General features: G+C 47.9%; 18 protein-coding genes. 15 read left to right on the top strand and 3 right to left on the bottom strand.

Going from position 1 to position 15,782, the window contains the following annotated elements; genetic code table 11:
- The first annotated feature begins 94 nt into the window (after nt 1-94).
- The 14 genes from FHD02_RS20970 to FHD02_RS20905 all read left to right on the top strand — a co-directional run bounded on the left by FHD02_RS20970 (nt 95) and on the right by FHD02_RS20905 (nt 12,711).
- Nucleotides 95-1,348 (top strand): ParA family protein, encoded by a 1,254-nt coding sequence (locus FHD02_RS20970; protein WP_007372312.1) that lies wholly within the window; start codon nt 95-97, stop codon nt 1,346-1,348.
- On the top strand, nt 1,345-2,349 hold the full coding sequence (locus tag FHD02_RS20965) for a ParB family protein (RefSeq protein WP_007372313.1): 1,005 nt from the start codon (nt 1,345-1,347) through the stop codon (nt 2,347-2,349). Before FHD02_RS20970 ends, FHD02_RS20965 begins: the two co-directional genes overlap by 4 nt.
- A 39-nt stretch (nt 2,350-2,388) precedes the next feature.
- Nucleotides 2,389-2,874, top strand: coding sequence for a hypothetical protein (locus FHD02_RS20960; RefSeq protein ID WP_172745723.1), 486 nt, complete (start codon nt 2,389-2,391; stop codon nt 2,872-2,874).
- A gap of 40 nt (nt 2,875-2,914) precedes the next feature.
- Complete coding sequence (locus FHD02_RS20955; RefSeq protein WP_008786582.1) at nt 2,915-4,546, top strand: ATP-binding protein; 1,632 nt, start codon at nt 2,915-2,917, stop codon at nt 4,544-4,546.
- Between the two features lie 641 nt (nt 4,547-5,187).
- Entirely contained in the window at nt 5,188-5,505 is a 318-nt protein-coding gene (locus FHD02_RS20950; protein WP_007372316.1) for a hypothetical protein, read from the top strand.
- Nucleotide 5,506: 1 nt separating this feature from the next.
- Nucleotides 5,507-6,256, top strand: a complete 750-nt coding sequence (locus FHD02_RS20945) for a hypothetical protein (protein ID WP_007372317.1) — start codon at nt 5,507-5,509, stop codon at nt 6,254-6,256.
- A 20-nt stretch (nt 6,257-6,276) separates the two neighbouring features.
- Nucleotides 6,277-6,963: a hypothetical protein gene (locus tag FHD02_RS20940; RefSeq protein ID WP_016241554.1), complete on the top strand. Its 687-nt coding sequence runs from the start codon at nt 6,277-6,279 to the stop codon at nt 6,961-6,963.
- A gap of 158 nt (nt 6,964-7,121) precedes the next feature.
- Nucleotides 7,122-8,297 carry a ParB/RepB/Spo0J family partition protein gene (locus FHD02_RS20935; protein WP_007372318.1) on the top strand — a complete coding sequence of 392 codons (1,176 nt, stop codon included), beginning with the start codon at nt 7,122-7,124 and terminating at the stop codon, nt 8,295-8,297.
- A gap of 185 nt (nt 8,298-8,482) precedes the next feature.
- Nucleotides 8,483-8,992, top strand: a complete 510-nt coding sequence (locus tag FHD02_RS20930) for a hypothetical protein (RefSeq protein ID WP_223307977.1) — start codon at nt 8,483-8,485, stop codon at nt 8,990-8,992.
- Nucleotides 8,989-9,357 (top strand): hypothetical protein, encoded by a 369-nt coding sequence (locus tag FHD02_RS20925; RefSeq protein ID WP_007372320.1) that lies wholly within the window; start codon nt 8,989-8,991, stop codon nt 9,355-9,357. Before FHD02_RS20930 ends, FHD02_RS20925 begins: the two co-directional genes overlap by 4 nt.
- A 14-nt stretch (nt 9,358-9,371) precedes the next feature.
- The gene (dnaB, locus tag FHD02_RS20920) at nt 9,372-10,784 is read left to right on the top strand and encodes a replicative DNA helicase (RefSeq protein ID WP_255597468.1); all 1,413 of its coding nucleotides are present in this window, start codon (nt 9,372-9,374) and stop codon (nt 10,782-10,784) included.
- A 122-nt stretch (nt 10,785-10,906) separates the two neighbouring features.
- A complete protein-coding gene (locus FHD02_RS20915) occupies nt 10,907-11,107 on the top strand; it encodes a hypothetical protein (protein ID WP_007372322.1) in 201 nt (66 codons plus the stop codon).
- Between the two features lie 126 nt (nt 11,108-11,233).
- Nucleotides 11,234-11,599, top strand: coding sequence for a hypothetical protein (locus FHD02_RS20910; RefSeq protein ID WP_008786579.1), 366 nt, complete (start codon nt 11,234-11,236; stop codon nt 11,597-11,599).
- Between the two features lie 89 nt (nt 11,600-11,688).
- Complete coding sequence (locus FHD02_RS20905; protein WP_233269683.1) at nt 11,689-12,711, top strand: phosphoadenosine phosphosulfate reductase family protein; 1,023 nt, start codon at nt 11,689-11,691, stop codon at nt 12,709-12,711.
- A 471-nt stretch (nt 12,712-13,182) separates the two neighbouring features.
- On the opposite strand, the gene FHD02_RS20900 is transcribed toward FHD02_RS20905, so the two are convergent.
- The 3 genes from FHD02_RS20900 to FHD02_RS24910 are packed head-to-tail and all read right to left on the bottom strand — an operon-like array spanning nt 13,183 to nt 15,444.
- Nucleotides 13,183-14,718: an IS66 family transposase gene (locus FHD02_RS20900; RefSeq protein WP_001000409.1), complete on the bottom strand. Its 1,536-nt coding sequence runs from the start codon at nt 14,716-14,718 to the stop codon at nt 13,183-13,185.
- A 49-nt stretch (nt 14,719-14,767) separates the two neighbouring features.
- Nucleotides 14,768-15,115, bottom strand: coding sequence for an IS66 family insertion sequence element accessory protein TnpB (gene tnpB, locus FHD02_RS20895; protein ID WP_000609174.1), 348 nt, complete (start codon nt 15,113-15,115; stop codon nt 14,768-14,770).
- Complete coding sequence (locus FHD02_RS24910; RefSeq protein WP_050586387.1) at nt 15,112-15,444, bottom strand: transposase; 333 nt, start codon at nt 15,442-15,444, stop codon at nt 15,112-15,114. Before FHD02_RS24910 ends, tnpB begins: the two co-directional genes overlap by 4 nt.
- Before the next feature lie 278 nt (nt 15,445-15,722).
- Here FHD02_RS24910 and FHD02_RS24765 point away from each other — a divergent pair.
- On the top strand, nt 15,723-15,782 hold a 60-nt coding region (locus FHD02_RS24765), incomplete at its 3' end, for an IS1 family transposase (protein WP_001623223.1).

The raw sequence follows: 15,782 nt of genomic DNA, 5'->3' as shown, positions 1-15,782 counted from the left end.
CAATTATACGCATAGAGCGTCATTTTACGCATTATACGTAAAGTATACGCATATGCGTTTAAATTCATAATTCAGGTTTGAGGGTATGACGAGAATGAATCTAATAGATAAAATTGCCCTTGTCGGGCAACGCATGAAGTCCGAACAAATTTCATTGAAAGAATCGTTACTGGCTTCTTCCCGGGTATCTGTATCAGATGACAGTGTGGAGGGGGTAGATCGCCTTATCTATAACCACTGCCTGAATAAAAAAAATCTCTCCGACTTCTTTGGAAAATCTCGAGTTACCTTCAATAAAATTCTCGCTGATCTCGAAGAAAAAAGGCTGGTGGGTCAACCTATTTATCAGAACAAAAACCACCTTTATACCCGCTGGGATGTCCAGAATATTATGGATGCCCTGGGTTATCCGCGCTATAGAGATTACTACCAGAGCCGAACAATCATTGTTCAGAATCATAAAGGTGGGACAGGAAAAAGCACGACCTCAGTGGCTCTGGCTGTAGCAGCAGCACTTGATCTCCAGTTGAATGCCAGAGTTTTAGTAATTGAATGGGATCCGCAAGGCTCTATTGGTAGCGGTATGATTCAAAGCGTATCTGAAGACGACGTATTCCTGACTGCAATCGACGCAATCCTGGGCGTGTATGAAGAAGGTTCTGAATATAAAAAATACCTCGACATGGGTTACTCTGAGGCTGAAATCATTGAGAATATGCCGTTCTCAACCCATCTGCCAAATCTTGATGTAATTACTGCGTTCCCAACCGATGCGAGATTCAAAGATAAATACTGGCAGTGCAGTAAAGAAGAGCGCACTCAGTTGTTGCTACGATTCAAAGAAGTGATAATGCCAGTCCTGAAAGCTAAGTATGACCTTATTATCTTCGATACCCCTCCAGAAGACTCGCCAATTATCTGGGCCGCTGATGAGGCCGCTGACGGTATTCTTGTCGCAGTTTCTCCGCGAGAATACGACTATGCATCCACAACTGATTTTATGCTGACGATCAGTGAGCGATTCCGTCAGTCTCCCAATAAAGGTGAAAATATTAAATGGTTTAAAGTACTGGCCGTTAACGTCGATGATAAAAGCCCATACGAAAAAATAGTCCTCGATAAGTTAATTCGAACCGTTCAAGACCTGTTTATGGCAACCAATATCAAAAACTCTGAAGCATTCAAAGCAGCTGCGTCACGGGGTAGGTCGGTTCTCGATATTAAGAAATCTGAAGAGTTATGTTCACCAAAGCAGCTGGATATTGCCGAAGAATCCGTAATGTCCGTATATCAACAGTTTATTAATGAGATAAAGAGTTTTTCAGCGAAGGAAGGAGTTAACGCATGAGTGATGAACAGCATATCGGAAACGATAAATCGCGTTATCTAAATACGCCAAAGCGAACCGATGTAGGCCACCGTTCCGGGTTAGCTAACCTTAAGAGTCCCCCTCGCATTAAGAAACTCTTTACCCTTCATAACGGGCGAAAACTTGAAGCTGAGCACGTCACTGTAGCAGCTGAAAATGTCGCTACTGAGACCGCCGTTCACCCAATGAACCCGCGAAATCAGGAAGCGCTTACCACAAACGCAGTACGAGATATCCTGCAACAAATTGAGTCAAGGGGTGTTGATACTGAAGGTGTTGCCGTTAAACGTGATGGCGTGTACCTGCTTATTGAAGGTAGCCGCAGACGTTTTTGCTGTATTGCGGCTCAAAAAGATCTGCCTTTATGGGTGCTACCAGATGATCTATCAGCTGAGGACATCAAGGCGATTATTACCGCTGCACAAACATCACGCCGATTCTCATACCGAGAGGTTGGGCTTCAGTATCTGGAACTAATGCAGGAAAAAGGATTCACCAAAAATGAAGAGCTTGCCCTCTTTCTTGGCATAAGCCATGTGTCAGTCTTTAAACGTATTCAGGCGGCGCGTATTGACGGTTCGTTGATAGCTCTGTTCCCGGATTATGAAGGTATACCAAACTCCTTCTACAGCCGGTTGTCCAAACTTCAGAAATACGTAGAGAGCAACCTTTTCATTCTTGCAGATGTAGTTGATAGGGTGAAAGAAGAAATTGCTAATCTGGACATCAGTGACATCCCGGAAGCGCAGAAAATTGTCATGGCGCAGATCACAAAGGCGGTTGAATTACTCGATCAAAAGCCACCTGCAAAAAGTTGGGAAACCCGTGATCTGGCTAATTTTGCTAATAAGGACAAATACGCCCGTATCAGCAAAAATGCATCAGGCCGTAAAGTTCGCTTTGAATTTAACCGAATGAGTACCGAGCTCATGGCAGAAATTGAAGCATTTATTACGGATAAACTGAGTAGCGAAAAATAACAATTCGCCATTGCTTGATTATCGAAACTGCACCTCCTGGTGCAGTTTTTTTTTGGCCGCAAACCTATTCGTCAGGAGGAGACACCGGTTGATAATAGGAAAAAAACAGCTCATGAGGTGGCTATGCTTTCGGAAAAAATTGTAACCCTGTTTTCAAATGACGCATTAAAGCGTTTCACGATTCTTGAGGCTTACGCCGAGCTAAAACGTCAGGGTACTTTTAGCGTTTTCCTTTCGTTCATCGATCCTCGTACTGATTGTCTCGTAGAGGGTAACTTTCAATTCTACCCGAACCCCGTTAAGACCTACTCAAACATGGGAGTATGCTATCTCACTGAACATCTTGGGCTAACGTTAAAAATCCCAAGCTCTATGGAATGGTGGGCTACACATGAAAAGTCAACATTTCATAACCAAGACATCACCTATCTGAAGGAGGGTGAATACGTAAAGGCAACCATTAAACTGGAAATAGGCTCGCGGATCAGAGTTCCTAATGCGTTCGAAGTTGCCCCTTCCATGTGAACTTAAGGCATATCAAAGTAAATTACTGACGAGGACGGCTATGGCACTCACGATAAAAACAGAAACACTAAAAGCTACCACAAGCCCAACATTTGAGGCTTTACGTAATCGTTATAGCCACCGTAGTTCTGACGATGAGATTGCCGTCGATCCGCTATGTTTATCTCGGGATGATCTGAATGAACTTTTACAGGCATGTCGTGGTGATGGAGAGTCAAAAAATCGACGAGCTCTTGAATCGATCATCACTGCACTGGAAGGTGATTTCGATAAGCCTGTGAGCAGTTTTCCGGCATTCGGTCGTGTGTTACTACAGTATCTGAAGTCAAATCGAATTGATGGCTGGATATACCGACGCGGTCATGACGGCAACCTGTACCCCGGTCTTGTTACAGCAATAAAAGAAGTAAAATCAGAAAAAAACTCTGACCGTCCCCCATCACTATTGTTACAAATCAGCTGGTATGGGTTCGGCGAATATTCGCACTCCAAAAAGGTTTACGGAACCCAGCTTACCGCCCTGAATTTCGAGCCTAATGAGGTGGCGCGGCGCAGTGTCGCTAAGACACTGGCCGACCGTGATATCTACCATGAAACGCATGAGCTGAAACAAGAGTACCTGGAACAACTAACGCGGTTTAAGGAAGTGGTCGACGGGCAATTTGGCAATCAGTTTAAAGCAACCGGCAGGGCTGTCAGAATGGAATCGTATAGCTACAGCGACCGGAATCTGGAAATAGCAGGGCATAAACTGATACACGATTTGCCTGATAGTGAGTGCGATGCCTACGGTGCAGAAGTGGAGTCGCCTCTTTTTGAAGATGACCAGTTTGGCCTTTTACCCGAAATTCCTGTGCAGCGTTATTTTGATCTCTCGCTGCAAGACTTTATCTGGATACATGCCAATAACGTAGAACCATACAAGTATGATAAAGAACTGCCAAAAAAGATGGTTTTGCCGGAAGACCACCGTGATTTACTCGATATACTGACCACGGATATCAGCGCTTTCACCAGCGATATTGTTGAAGGGAAAAGCGCGGGTAACATCATCATGTGCGTGGGCTCACCCGGACTTGGGAAGACATTAACTGCTGAAGTGTATGCAGAGGTCATTGAACGGCCCCTGTACTCAATTCATGCTGGCGCACTGGGAACCAACGCCGATGACATTGAGAAAAATCTGCGGACGATTCTGACCCGGGCTAAACGCTGGAACTGTGTCCTGCTTCTGGACGAAGCCGATGTGTTTGTCATGCAGCGTGGAGCATCACTGACTCAAAATGCCATCGTTGCGGAGTTCCTCCGTACACTGGAGTATTTCGATGGGTTGATGTTCATGACAAGCAACCGGGGTAGTGACATCGATGAGGCTATCATACCAAGATGCGCTGCAATCATTCACTATGATGTGCCGGAGAAATCAGATGCCCAAAAGATCTGGAAGATTATGGGTGAGAACTTTGGCGTGAACATTCCTGATGAACTGGTCAGATCACTTGTAAACACTTACCCAGAACTTCCACCACGTGACATCAAGATGTTGCTACGGCTCACGTTGCGAATGAGCGTGAAAGAGCAGGGGAGTGGTAGCATCCCGACACTGGATATTGTGCGGAAATGCGCGATGTTTCGTGGGATAGAACGAAAGGGAAAAGAAAAAGCCCTGTGATAACGATGCCGGGTTCGCCCGGCATACAACCTGCTGGCCCAGCCCAAAGCAATCCGAGTTCTTCAGCAAAAGCAGCAGCGTGTCGGAAATAACTGTGTTATAACAATTCAGGTGATCATGATGAGAAGTTGATAACAATGTTTAAGCTAAGTCCCATAAGAAAAAAAACAAACAAGCTGCATAAACTCCTTAATAACGGCTATCGTTTCGTAATCATGCATGAAGATGAAATTATTGAACCCTTCCGCTACGAAATAGAAGCCAGACGAAAACTATTCTTTGGCAGAAAACTCCTTTCTATTTCCGACCTCATCGACTCAATAAACGATAGTGTAAAAACCCAAGCAAAACGCGCCCCTTAACTATTCGTCACCTGAATAACTCCAGCTATGATAAACATTATTATCAAGCTTAAAGGTGATACTTATGAAACCGTTTGGGATTTTCTATTCAGTAGAAGGCTGCACTTGTTCACTGTGCCGCTCGCGTGGCTATCGTAAAAACAATGCATACGATAGATCTCTTCGTGTAAGCAAACACCGCGCCCGTCAGCAGGCCAAGCGTGAAATCCGCTCCGCCGTATTCAGCATCGACAATTAAGAAAGGTTGATGATAAATAAGAAGAATAACGAGGATAACAAATGACTGATGAAAACCAAATAAAGGTGCTGTTTTGCATTCTGCGTCGTCGATTCGTGGATTATGTCCCTGAGTTTGAAAACTGTGTAGAAGAACGGGAAGTCATCAATGAAACGCCGAAGGGTTACCGTATGTCCGTCTCCTACGGCACATCAGTTTACCTGCACGCGGATTATGAGTTTTTCGAATCACGTCAGGCAGCGTATCAATGGTGCGCCCGCCGTGTGACCGCTAGCATTGAGAAGATGAAACAAAAAATGCAGGCGGCAGAAGCAACAAAAATAAAACTGATAGAAGCATCCGGGAACTGTGGCGAATAAGATGACACCACGTCAAATTATCCTCTCACATATTACAGCTGAGAAAGCACTCCCACGAGGAACGCTGATCTGGTTATTCTACGAGAATGCCGATGATTTAATCAGCCTGAATGAAGTGGGCGATAATCTTGAAAGGTGGCATCAACGAGTTGGGTCGCCTGAAGAAATTCAGGTGATACTGGATATGCCTGATGACGATTCAGAAGTCTGGCTATTCAGCCCAACAAAATTATTCTCCCCACGGGTAAAAACCCCCGTTCTGACAGCCAGAGATAGGGCAGTTGCTCGCTATGGCGTTTCTCGCGTTATGACGGCGGAGAAAGTTGTTTTTCTGTATTCAGGGTATCTTCTGCACCTCTATAGACAGGCATATGGTTTCACCGGCCCTGCGCCTGAAGTTCGGGTCAACTGGAGTGCCAAACATTCATGGGGCGGCAGGAGCTCAATCACTATTTCACCATCGTCCATTTATCCTGACAGTGATACACCGCGCTATCGCTACCATGAGTACGCACATATAGAGCAGCGTAAGGACATCGGAGCATTTTATTCAATCAATCAACTGGATCATATCAAAGGCGTAGTGGCACATGAGCTTGCGCACTTTTGCCAGCGCCACACTGGAAAAGATAATTTTAAATTTGGTTTTCCGGTACTCCCTGAAAAAGATTTCAGAACGGCTCATGGTGATGGGTGGCAGTTCTTGTATGCATTTTTCAGAACAGAATTAAATAAAAGAATTCAGCGATAACCCAAAAAAAGGCATAACCAATGTACCTTCTTTCCATTTTATTATTTACATTTGTTTATCTGTTATCCTTTAATTCTGTTATAGAGGAAAATAGAGACCGCTATTCCATACAGACTTTTGCAATAGTGATGATCACGATATTCCTGATATCAATGCCAGTAACAACAACTTTTGTGTCGTTGATGCTTGAAGAAAACCAGAGAGAGCATCGTGATTTGATTTCCTTCCTGCAAATCAATTCCGTTTGGTTCGCAGGAGCCGGGGGGCTGGTGGCTATCTTCTTGTCAGCCCTGACAATGGTTCGCCTGAAGCAAAAACGTATCCGTCACAAAACATCGAACCTTAACCTCATCGTTGTGGGCCTTTTCGCGGGCGTAGTCTCTTTTGCCAGCGCGTATAAGCATCTAGCTTTCTTCAGTGGGGATGATGCGGGAGTGTTTTTATATGAGGCTATACCAGCCATCGATGACATCGACTGTAACGCGCCAATACTCCTGGTGAAATGGGAACCTGACTCAAAGAAGCCAACTGCATGGCGATGCCCTACGGGCGTTGCATTCAATATCAATAGTCCTACTCCATTCCTACCTTGGGGTTCATATGAGGAAGGGGAGAGTTCAAAACTAAATGAAGTGATGACAATTTTGATGAAAAATGCGGTCAAAATCGAAAAACGTCGCCATCTTGATGTCATCATTACGAGCTAAGGCCTTGTAATCACTGGATTACAGGGCTTTTTTATGTACCCGAAAAAAAAGAGACATTTTGTCCCCAAATACGCTTCGTCACCTGTTTGGTGTGTGTTTAACTGGATTTACAGCAAGCAACGAACCTCGCGACACAATAACTAAAGCGGAGAAACACCATGAACACCGACGTTAAAGCTATCTTCGAACAAAGCCGTACCCTGGAAAATCTGGAAGGCGCTGCGGTACTGATGCGCAGCTTAGACAAAGCGCCATCATCACTCCGAGCACTGAGCGATTTCGTAACCAAAGCGCGTAAAAGCGGCAATACGGAACAGTTCGAAGAAGCCGATATCGGGCGTAACAACGTCTTTGCGGTGAGCCCGTACTGGTTGTTTGTGGAAGAGGGACTGAACCTCCGCGACGTAAATTATGACCGTGCGGTAATGTTCAAACACGCTTATCTGGAACGTCCTCAGTCAGTGCCTGTCATCCGCGTTAAACCAGTAGTAGTGGAAGGCGTAACCCGCCTGAAAATCATTGATGGCCACCACCGTTTTGCTGGCCTGATGATGGCGATTGCTGAGGGCGCGAGCTTCCAGAAAATCACCGTCGAGGAATTTGAAGGCGGCAAGGACGAAGAAGTCTACAACATGATCGAGAGCGCCAACTCCCTTCAGTTGAAGATGGTGGAACGCGCTGAAGGCTTCAAGCGCCTGATTGGCTGGGGTCACACCATTGAGTCGATTGCTCAGCGTCTGGGTGTCTCTCTGGTCACCGTTCGCCGCAGTATCGTGCTGGCAAACGCTGACTTCAGCATCAAGATGCTGGTGAAAGAAGATAAGGTATCTGGTGACGTTGCCGTTGACGTTATTAACGAATGTCAGGGTACTGACCGCGACCCGTATGAAGTCCTGATGGAATCCCTGAAAAAGGCAGAAGGAGCTGGGAAAACCCGCGTCACTGCCAAATTCGTGAGTTCCAAGAAAAAGACTGGCCTGAAACCGAAAGTTATCCGTAAAACCTTCGACAGCCTGTTGCCAACCCTGAGCCAGCTGCGCGACCAGATCCCGCCGCAGCCGGAAGGTGAGCATGAAAATCAGATCGAAATTACGGAAACCGTGCCGGAAGAAGTCGTCTTACGCCTGACTCCTGAAATGGCCCGTACTCTGATGGCTACCCTGGCTGAACTGGAATCAGCAAAACAGGCAGAAGATGCTGAAGCTAATGGTGACAACGACGGTGATAGTGCTGAAAACAACGGCGGTGCTGACGATGCGACTGATGCCGATACCGATGGCGCTAACCAGCAGAATGGTGAAACTGAAGAGACTCAGCTGCACCCGGTGTACTAACCTCCCAGCAGGTCTTTAACAGACCTGCATAAAATTCCTTTTCATTCTGATGGGCCGGATAAACCGGCTCATATTTTTGCACATATAAATGGCCGCATTTTGCTGTCTTAAATTTTTCGATGATAGACAGGAGCGCATTAAAATATCAGGGTTATAGACTTTTTTGGATAGCAATGGGGGTCGCGTTGAATATTCAGACTAATTATATCGAGCTGCAAAATTGGCTCGAAAAGGCAAAAAGTATTTATTCCTCCGCAGGATGCCCGCACGAAAGAGTTGATGATGGCATTTTAAAAATTGCAATGCAGGTAGCGGCTATTAGAAAAACAAAACCAGATATGCTGCATGTATTCCTTCAGGAGTTAATTACTGAGTTCAAGGGTTATAAACTCATTCAGTGCCGATTCAATAAATCCAATTATGAGCATTTTGTTATGACCCCGGAAATTCAGATTCTGATCGGTGGTCTTATGGATAAAGCGTCAGAGGGAATAATGCTGGCTTCTATCTGCCACATGCTACAGGTAGATACGTTATCCGAACTTCTAAGCCTAATCCCAACGGGAATGCCAGACACCGATGTACTGGATGCGCTATGGCGTGATCAGAAGACGCCCGCAGGACTGAACCTGCTTGATGACTTCGTACTTCTGGATACCGTTGCGCTGGCTAATAAGCGGGGGATTGCTGCATGAATGTATCGGCGTTGATTAGTAGCCTCTATGTGACCGTTATCGCCGGGCAGGAGCTGGAAGCAAAAGCTCTGGAGCATCACGAACGCCGTACAGCTGGTCGATTTTGCCGAAAAACACTTTCTGTCCACGCGGTGAAGCGCAAGCCCGGGGTGGAATTTCTGGCGCGGCTGAAAGTCAATTACGCCCGCGCCAACCTGACAAACTGCGACCCCGGTACAGTAGCCGAGCTGAGGCTGGTGGGCCGCTCTGATGAAGCGAATGAGCTCTCTGAAGCAATTCTAAAGGCAATAGCATCCAGTTACCCGGAGTTGGTATCGGAATGCGCACGACAATTACAAAAACAAAAGCTATTCCAGAACCTCTGAGGCCACTTATGACTATGGTGGACATCTCGTTTACCGAAACAGGTGAGACAAAGCAAACAGCTGAATACAGCTTAAAAACCCCTCCGCAATCGATAGAAGCGGAACAGTCCGTGCTGGGCGGGTTAATGCTTGAAAACCAGAGATGGGATGATGTGGCAGAAATCGTTAGTGAGCAGGATTTTAGTTCTCGACCGCATCGCTCAATTTTCTCTGCAATGAGATCGCTCGTTGCGAATCAATTCCCGATTGATTTGATAACCCTCGCTGAGCACATCGAAAACGAGGGAGAAGGTAAGCTGGATAGTCTCGGCGGTTTCGCCTATCTGGCAGAACTGTCAAAAAATACGCCCAGTGCGGCAAATATAATTGCCTACGCGCAGATCGTCAGGGAACGTGCCGTAATCAGGGAAATGATAAAAGTTGCCAACGAAATAACCGAGGCCGGTTACAACCCGGAAGGTAGGACAAGTGACGAATTGCTTGATCTTGCAGAAAGCCGGATTTTCCAGATTGCAGAGCAAAGGGGAAATAAAAGCGGTGGGCCGGAAAATATCAGCAGCATTCTGGACAGAACCGTTACCAAGATTGAAGCCTTGTTCCAGCGTCCCCATGACGGGGTCACTGGAGTTGATACCGGCTACGTGGACGTGAACAAGAAGACAGCCGGTCTACAGCCCTCGGATTTGATTATTATCGCTGCCAGACCCTCAATGGGGAAAACTACGTTTGCAATGAACATCTGCGAGAATGTATCGCTGACAAACGATAAGCCCGTCATGATTTTCAGCCTGGAAATGCCTACGGAACAGCTCATGATGCGCTCACTGGCATCGCTATCACGCGTCAACCAGACCAGCATCCGAACCGGACAGCTCGATGACGAGGACTGGGCCCGGTTATCCGGCACAATGGGACTGCTGCTGGAAAAAAAGAACATTTACATTGATGACAGCTCTGGCCTAACACCTATGGACGTTCGCTCCCGGGCGCGTCGATTGTCCCGCGAACACGGTGGGCTTAGCCTCATTATGATCGACTACCTTCAGTTGATGCGTGTACCGTCGTTATCTGACAACAGAACTCTGGAAATTGCTGAAATCTCCCGATCTCTGAAAGCACTGGCAAAAGAGCTGAATGTACCGGTAATCGCTTTATCGCAACTAAACCGCTCGCTTGAACAACGTGCCGATAAACGTCCGGTAAACTCAGATTTGCGAGAGTCAGGCTCCATTGAGCAGGATGCTGACCTGATCATGTTTATTTACCGTGATGAGGTCTATCACGAAAATAGCGATATGAAAGGTATAGCCGAAATTATCATAGGTAAACAGCGCAACGGGCCTATAGGGACAGTACGTCTCACATTTAATGGTCAATGGTCTCGATTTGATAATTATGGTGGCCCTGAGTATCATGATGACGACTGACCATAAAAGCTACTGACCTTATCCTGATATTTAATTAAAGGTTTTCGACTGTTTAATTTCGCCAGCTGATTGGCCCGATAGATAATGGTTCTACGGACAGCAATCTTTTATATAGGTGTAAAATGAAAACGATACTCTCAGCTTTATTATTCGTTGTTTCATGGAATGCACTGGCACAGGATGAGGGAAATAGTGGTGATAAAAAGCAACAGGCAACGGCAACTATTCAAATTTCGATTACAATTTTACCCGAACCGGTAAAACCAAAGATCACCAAAGAACAGGTGAGTGATACGCTAACCGTCATTTCTTATGAATGGTAGCATCCAGACAACCAACGGTTAAGCCTGCTCCAGCAAAGAAAAGTATCTTTCTGAACATCACTTCGTCACCCGAATGCCTCGTGATTTAATAAGTAAACAAACCGGACAATATTCACGAGGTGTTTTATGACAAATGAAACTCAGAACAACGCATCCGCACCTGAAGAGTTAATCACGCGTATATCGCAGGTCATTAAACGCAAGGATGGATCTGAAGTGAAAATTACTGCTCAGGCTGCGTTCGGTGCAGGGTTAACTCGCTCTATCGATGTATATGTTCTTCGTCGGGATAATGCTGATTCAAACTGGCAAGGTTGCAGTAATCGACCAAAAGCAGGATGGCGGAATATGTCTGTAGATGAATATATCCGTGAAGGGCGCTCTGAAATGCTTAAGGCAGTTACGCCGGGAGAAATTCTAAAGCTCACAAATGCCATTGGCAAACCAATGAGTTGTCTTGATCAATTATTTCCATCCCCGATTACTAAATAAATCATTAAATAATACCGCTGGCCTTATTCGTCAGCTGGTACGCCCGTGTTTAAATAAATATACAAAACGAATAAATAAACAGGTGAACCATGCAACAGGTAATCGACTTTGGCACATCAGAACCGACCCTTGCCCCAATCCTTACCGGGGATAAATGGGATACGGTTTGGCAAACACTGGCTAATGACGAAGACCTGAATTATGTCGATGCCAGCACTGGCACGAGCATGGCCAATCTTATCACCACCGGCACAAACGCCATTTATAAAGCGCTTACTGACGGCTGGACTATGAGCCTGGCGTATTCATCAGGAAAGGACTCTGAGTGCGTTCTGCACCTCTTCCTGATGGCGCTGGTAAGGGCTACCCGCAATGGCACAAACATCAGCCAGCATCACTATGTGATCCACACCGACACGGGCATCGAGAATCCAGCCGTCCGCTGGCTGGCAGACACAAAACTCGCCGAACTTGAGGCATTCGTTGAAAAGCACCAGTTACCGCTGAGCATTGTAATTGGTAAGCCTGGACTGACATCTGGGTGGACTGGCCGCATCCTTTCAGGGCGAGGATTGCCAACATTTTCAAATAGTTCCGCCAGACAGTGCTCGATCGACTTGAAGGTCGATCCTGCACGTCGGGCCCGTGCCGAGTACATGCGAGGACTGCCTAAAGCCGTTCGTCAGCGCGTTTGTCTGCTGCTGGGTTCCCGTGATGCAGAGAGCACAACCCGTGCCATGAACATCGAAAAAAAAGGCGGGAGCGCTGAAGACGTTAAACAGACAAAAGAGGGCGGTGAGCTCTATCCGATCCGTCACTGGCATCAGGGGAACGTATGGGAATTCCTGCTATCGTCCGGGGATGAGGCTCGTTTTGCGTTACCCAGTTACCTGCCTAACAATAATGAAACTGCTGAGCTCTACAAAGAGGCTACGGGCGAATGTGTCTGGACGGGTTCTGAAAAAGCAAAAAGCGCCTGTGGTTCACGATTTGGCTGTTACCTTACTCTTGTTTTTATGTATTTAGAGTTAAACTCTACTTTTCTATTTTTAGAATTCAAGCTATTCATCGTAATTGAGAGATATCCTTTTAATGTTCAGCAAGCCTGTTAAAAGCACTTTATCTGAACCGCGTTTTGCCTAAATCCTGCTCAATATATACTCTCCCTGAGTTCTGAAATCCTCAAATTCCCCAATCTTAAAGCATTGATACATAGATGATGTCAGATAATGCGCAATCATCTCACCGCCAATATGGATCCGTTCCGGGTGTGGGTATGTCGCCTGTATAGCCCTTTGTTCATTCATCATTACAGGAATTGTCTGCAACAAATCCCCATCCAAGATTTGGCACTCAGGTTTTACTCCTGTTCCGTATTGTAATTGCTCTGATTCGAAATCATGGACTGAGCGATAGGCGAACGAAACGATATTTCCTGTTTCCTCGCAAATTGCGAACTGATAAACACTGGTTGTCACCGTTGAAGAAGAGGGAATTGCATGGTCATGCTTGTATTGTTTCCACAGCCTCCTTAGACAGGCCGTAAGCGTGCAGTGAGAACCGTATTGACGAAGTGAAGCTGGTCAGGCAGGCAGAGTAACCCGCCACGGGAGCAGAGCACCCACCCGGTTCACAGGCCAGTCGGCGATGACATCAAGTACATAATGCAGATAGCGTTCCGGATCCACGCCGTTTAATTTGCACGTCCCGATAAGACTGTACAGTGACGCACCGCGCTCACCACCATGATCCGAGCCGAAGAACAGCCAGTTTTTTCTCCCCAGACTGACCCGTCGTAGGGCGTTTTCGGCAATGTTATTATCCACCTCCACCCAGCCATCTTCTGCATAGCGGATCAGCGCCGGCCACTGGTTCAGCGCATACCCGAACGCCTTCGCCAGTTCTGAGTGCCTTGAGAGGGTTTTCTGTTTCTCCCGCAGCCACCCCTCCAGTGACGCCAGCAGCGGCAGCACTTTTTGGTGCCGGACTGCCTGCCGTTCCTCTGCTCTTTTACCTCTGATCTCCGACTCGATGGCATACAGCTCGCCGATCCGTTTCAGCGCCTCCTCCGTCAGGACTGACGGGGTACGGACGTGAACATCGTGGATTTTTCGGCGGGCATGGGCCCAGCACGCGGCTTCCTTTATATGGCCGTCGCGGTAGAGCTCGTTGAACCCGGCGTAGGCATCAGCCTGCAGTACGCCACTGAAGCCTGCAAGATGGGTCTGAGGGTGGATACCTTTTCTGTCCGGGCTGTAAGCGAACCACACTGCGGGGGCCAGCGCTGATCCGGCGTTGCGGTCGTCTCGAACGTACGTCCATAAGCGCCCGGTCTTCGTCTTCTTATTGCCCGGCAACAGCACCGGGACAGGCGTATCGTCAGCATGGAGTTTGCCGTCGGTCAGGACATAGTGCTGAAGGGCTTCATCCAGCGGTGCCAGCAGACGACAACACGCATCCACCCAGCCCGACAGTACAGAACGACTCAACACTACACCCTGGCGGGCATAGATCTCCGACTGGCGATACAGCGGTGTGTGCTCTGCATACTTTGAGGTCAGCACTCGGGCCAGCAGCCCCGGTCCGGCGATCCCCCGTTCGATGGGGCGCGAAGGAGCCGGGGCCTGAACGATGCGATCGCACCGACGGCAGGCATGCTTTTCACGGACTGTCCGGATAACCCGGAAGGCGCTGCGCATCAGCTCCAGCTGTTCGGCGGCATCCTCACCCAGGTAACTCAGCGAACCACCGCACTCCGGGCAACACGGCTCAGTCGGCAGCAGCCGCTTCTCATCCCGTGGGAGTGACTCAGGGAACGGTTTGCGGGTGCGGGTCTGACGCAGCGGGCGCTGCACTGCCGGGTCATCCACCCGGCCGGTCAGCGTATCGCTTTCCTGCTGCAGCAGGTTCAGGTCAGCTTCCATTTGCGCGATACGGCGGGATACCTTTTCGGAACGACTGCCGAAGTTCATCCGGCGCAGCTTATCCAGTTGCGCCTGCAGATGGTCTATTTCGCGTTCCCGGTTGCTCAGCTTTTCCTGCAGGGCGTGGATCAACGCTTCCTGTTCGGCCAGGCGCTGTTTCAGCAGAAGGATGTCGTCAGAAGAGGTATCGTTCATAAGCCTGTATTTTACCAGGCTTATTCTGCGACAACCAGGATAAAGAGCGCTACAACATGGTCAGGGATGTCAGTAACCGCTTTGGCTGTCGCCAGTCGATACCTTCCATCAGCATCGCCAGTTGCGCCGGCGTCAGGAACACTTTGCCATCGCGGGCTGAGGGCCAGGCGAAGCGACCACGTTCCAGTCGCTTTGTCAGCAGGCACAGACCATCGCCGGTGGACCAGAGCAGTTTTACCTGACTGCCGCTGCGTCCCCGGAAGATGAAGACGTGGCCGGACATCGGGTCATCTTTCAGCGCGGTCTGCACCTTTGCGGCGAGGCCATTGAAGCCGTTGCGCATATCGGTGATACCGGCAACCAGCCAGATTTTTGTGCCTGCGGGAAGATTTATCATACCGGCCCCCGCATCAGTTCGCGCAGGACAGTGCTCATGAGTTCAGCAGAGGGATGAGTCAGTGTTATTTCTCCTCCCCGACATTTTATGTGGCAGGTAGCGGGAGGAGAGCAGGATGGTAGTTCGAAGGTTGGGAGAGAAGAGCCCGCCTGAAGCTGCACGGGTATCAGGGCAGGAAGCGACGATGAGTTTTTTCGGGGCCGACAGACCCGCCCTTCACGCTGCCAGAGCCTTATCCATTTAAAGAGCAGGTTATCATTGACGTCATGTTTCCGGGCCAGTGCGGCAATACTGCCTTCTTCTTCAAGAGCCAGCCTGACCAGTTCCATTTTGAATTCAGGGGAATAGTGTTTCCGGGGAAGTCTTTCTTTAGCGCGCATGAGGTGTCCACCTGCAAAATAAGTGGGTGCTTAAGTTACAGGATCCTGGATTCGGGACCAGACGGTACTCAGACGACGCTTACAAGCAAAAACCGGGAAAGAATGTATGACTTTTGACAGGGTGCAATAAAATATCCTGTCAGGGCGTTATTATTCATACTTTCAGCTGCCAGGTGATGCTGCCAACTTACTGATTTAGTGTATGATGGTGTTTTTGAGGTGCTCCAGTGGCTTCTGTTTCTATCAGCTGTCCCTCCTGTTCAGCTACTGACGGGGTGGTGCGTAAC

The sequence above is a fragment of the Citrobacter sp. EC_71 genome (assembly GCF_019584005.1).
GTDB classification, from domain to species: domain Bacteria; phylum Pseudomonadota; class Gammaproteobacteria; order Enterobacterales; family Enterobacteriaceae; genus Citrobacter; species Citrobacter werkmanii.
This window is presented reverse-complemented; position numbering and strand designations above follow the sequence as displayed.

Excerpts from the sequence above, each read along its gene's own strand:
- FHD02_RS20970 (WP_007372312.1), top strand. The coding sequence starts at position 95 with ATGAATCTAATAGATAAAATTGCCCTTGTCGGGCAACGCATGAAGTCC.
- FHD02_RS20965 (WP_007372313.1), top strand. The coding sequence starts at position 1,345 with ATGAGTGATGAACAGCATATCGGAAACGATAAATCGCGTTATCTAAAT.
- FHD02_RS20955 (WP_008786582.1), top strand. The coding sequence starts at position 2,915 with ATGGCACTCACGATAAAAACAGAAACACTAAAAGCTACCACAAGCCCA.
- FHD02_RS20950 (WP_007372316.1), top strand. The coding sequence starts at position 5,188 with ATGACTGATGAAAACCAAATAAAGGTGCTGTTTTGCATTCTGCGTCGT.
- FHD02_RS20945 (WP_007372317.1), top strand. The coding sequence starts at position 5,507 with ATGACACCACGTCAAATTATCCTCTCACATATTACAGCTGAGAAAGCA.
- FHD02_RS20940 (WP_016241554.1), top strand. The coding sequence starts at position 6,277 with ATGTACCTTCTTTCCATTTTATTATTTACATTTGTTTATCTGTTATCC.
- FHD02_RS20935 (WP_007372318.1), top strand. The coding sequence starts at position 7,122 with ATGAACACCGACGTTAAAGCTATCTTCGAACAAAGCCGTACCCTGGAA.
- FHD02_RS20925 (WP_007372320.1), top strand. The coding sequence starts at position 8,989 with ATGAATGTATCGGCGTTGATTAGTAGCCTCTATGTGACCGTTATCGCC.
- dnaB (WP_255597468.1), top strand. The coding sequence starts at position 9,372 with ATGGTGGACATCTCGTTTACCGAAACAGGTGAGACAAAGCAAACAGCT.
- FHD02_RS20915 (WP_007372322.1), top strand. The coding sequence starts at position 10,907 with ATGAAAACGATACTCTCAGCTTTATTATTCGTTGTTTCATGGAATGCA.
- FHD02_RS20910 (WP_008786579.1), top strand. The coding sequence starts at position 11,234 with ATGACAAATGAAACTCAGAACAACGCATCCGCACCTGAAGAGTTAATC.
- FHD02_RS20905 (WP_233269683.1), top strand. The coding sequence starts at position 11,689 with ATGCAACAGGTAATCGACTTTGGCACATCAGAACCGACCCTTGCCCCA.
- FHD02_RS20900 (WP_001000409.1), bottom strand. The coding sequence starts at position 14,718 with ATGAACGATACCTCTTCTGACGACATCCTTCTGCTGAAACAGCGCCTG.
- tnpB (WP_000609174.1), bottom strand. The coding sequence starts at position 15,115 with ATGATAAATCTTCCCGCAGGCACAAAAATCTGGCTGGTTGCCGGTATC.
- FHD02_RS24910 (WP_050586387.1), bottom strand. The coding sequence starts at position 15,444 with ATGGAACTGGTCAGGCTGGCTCTTGAAGAAGAAGGCAGTATTGCCGCA.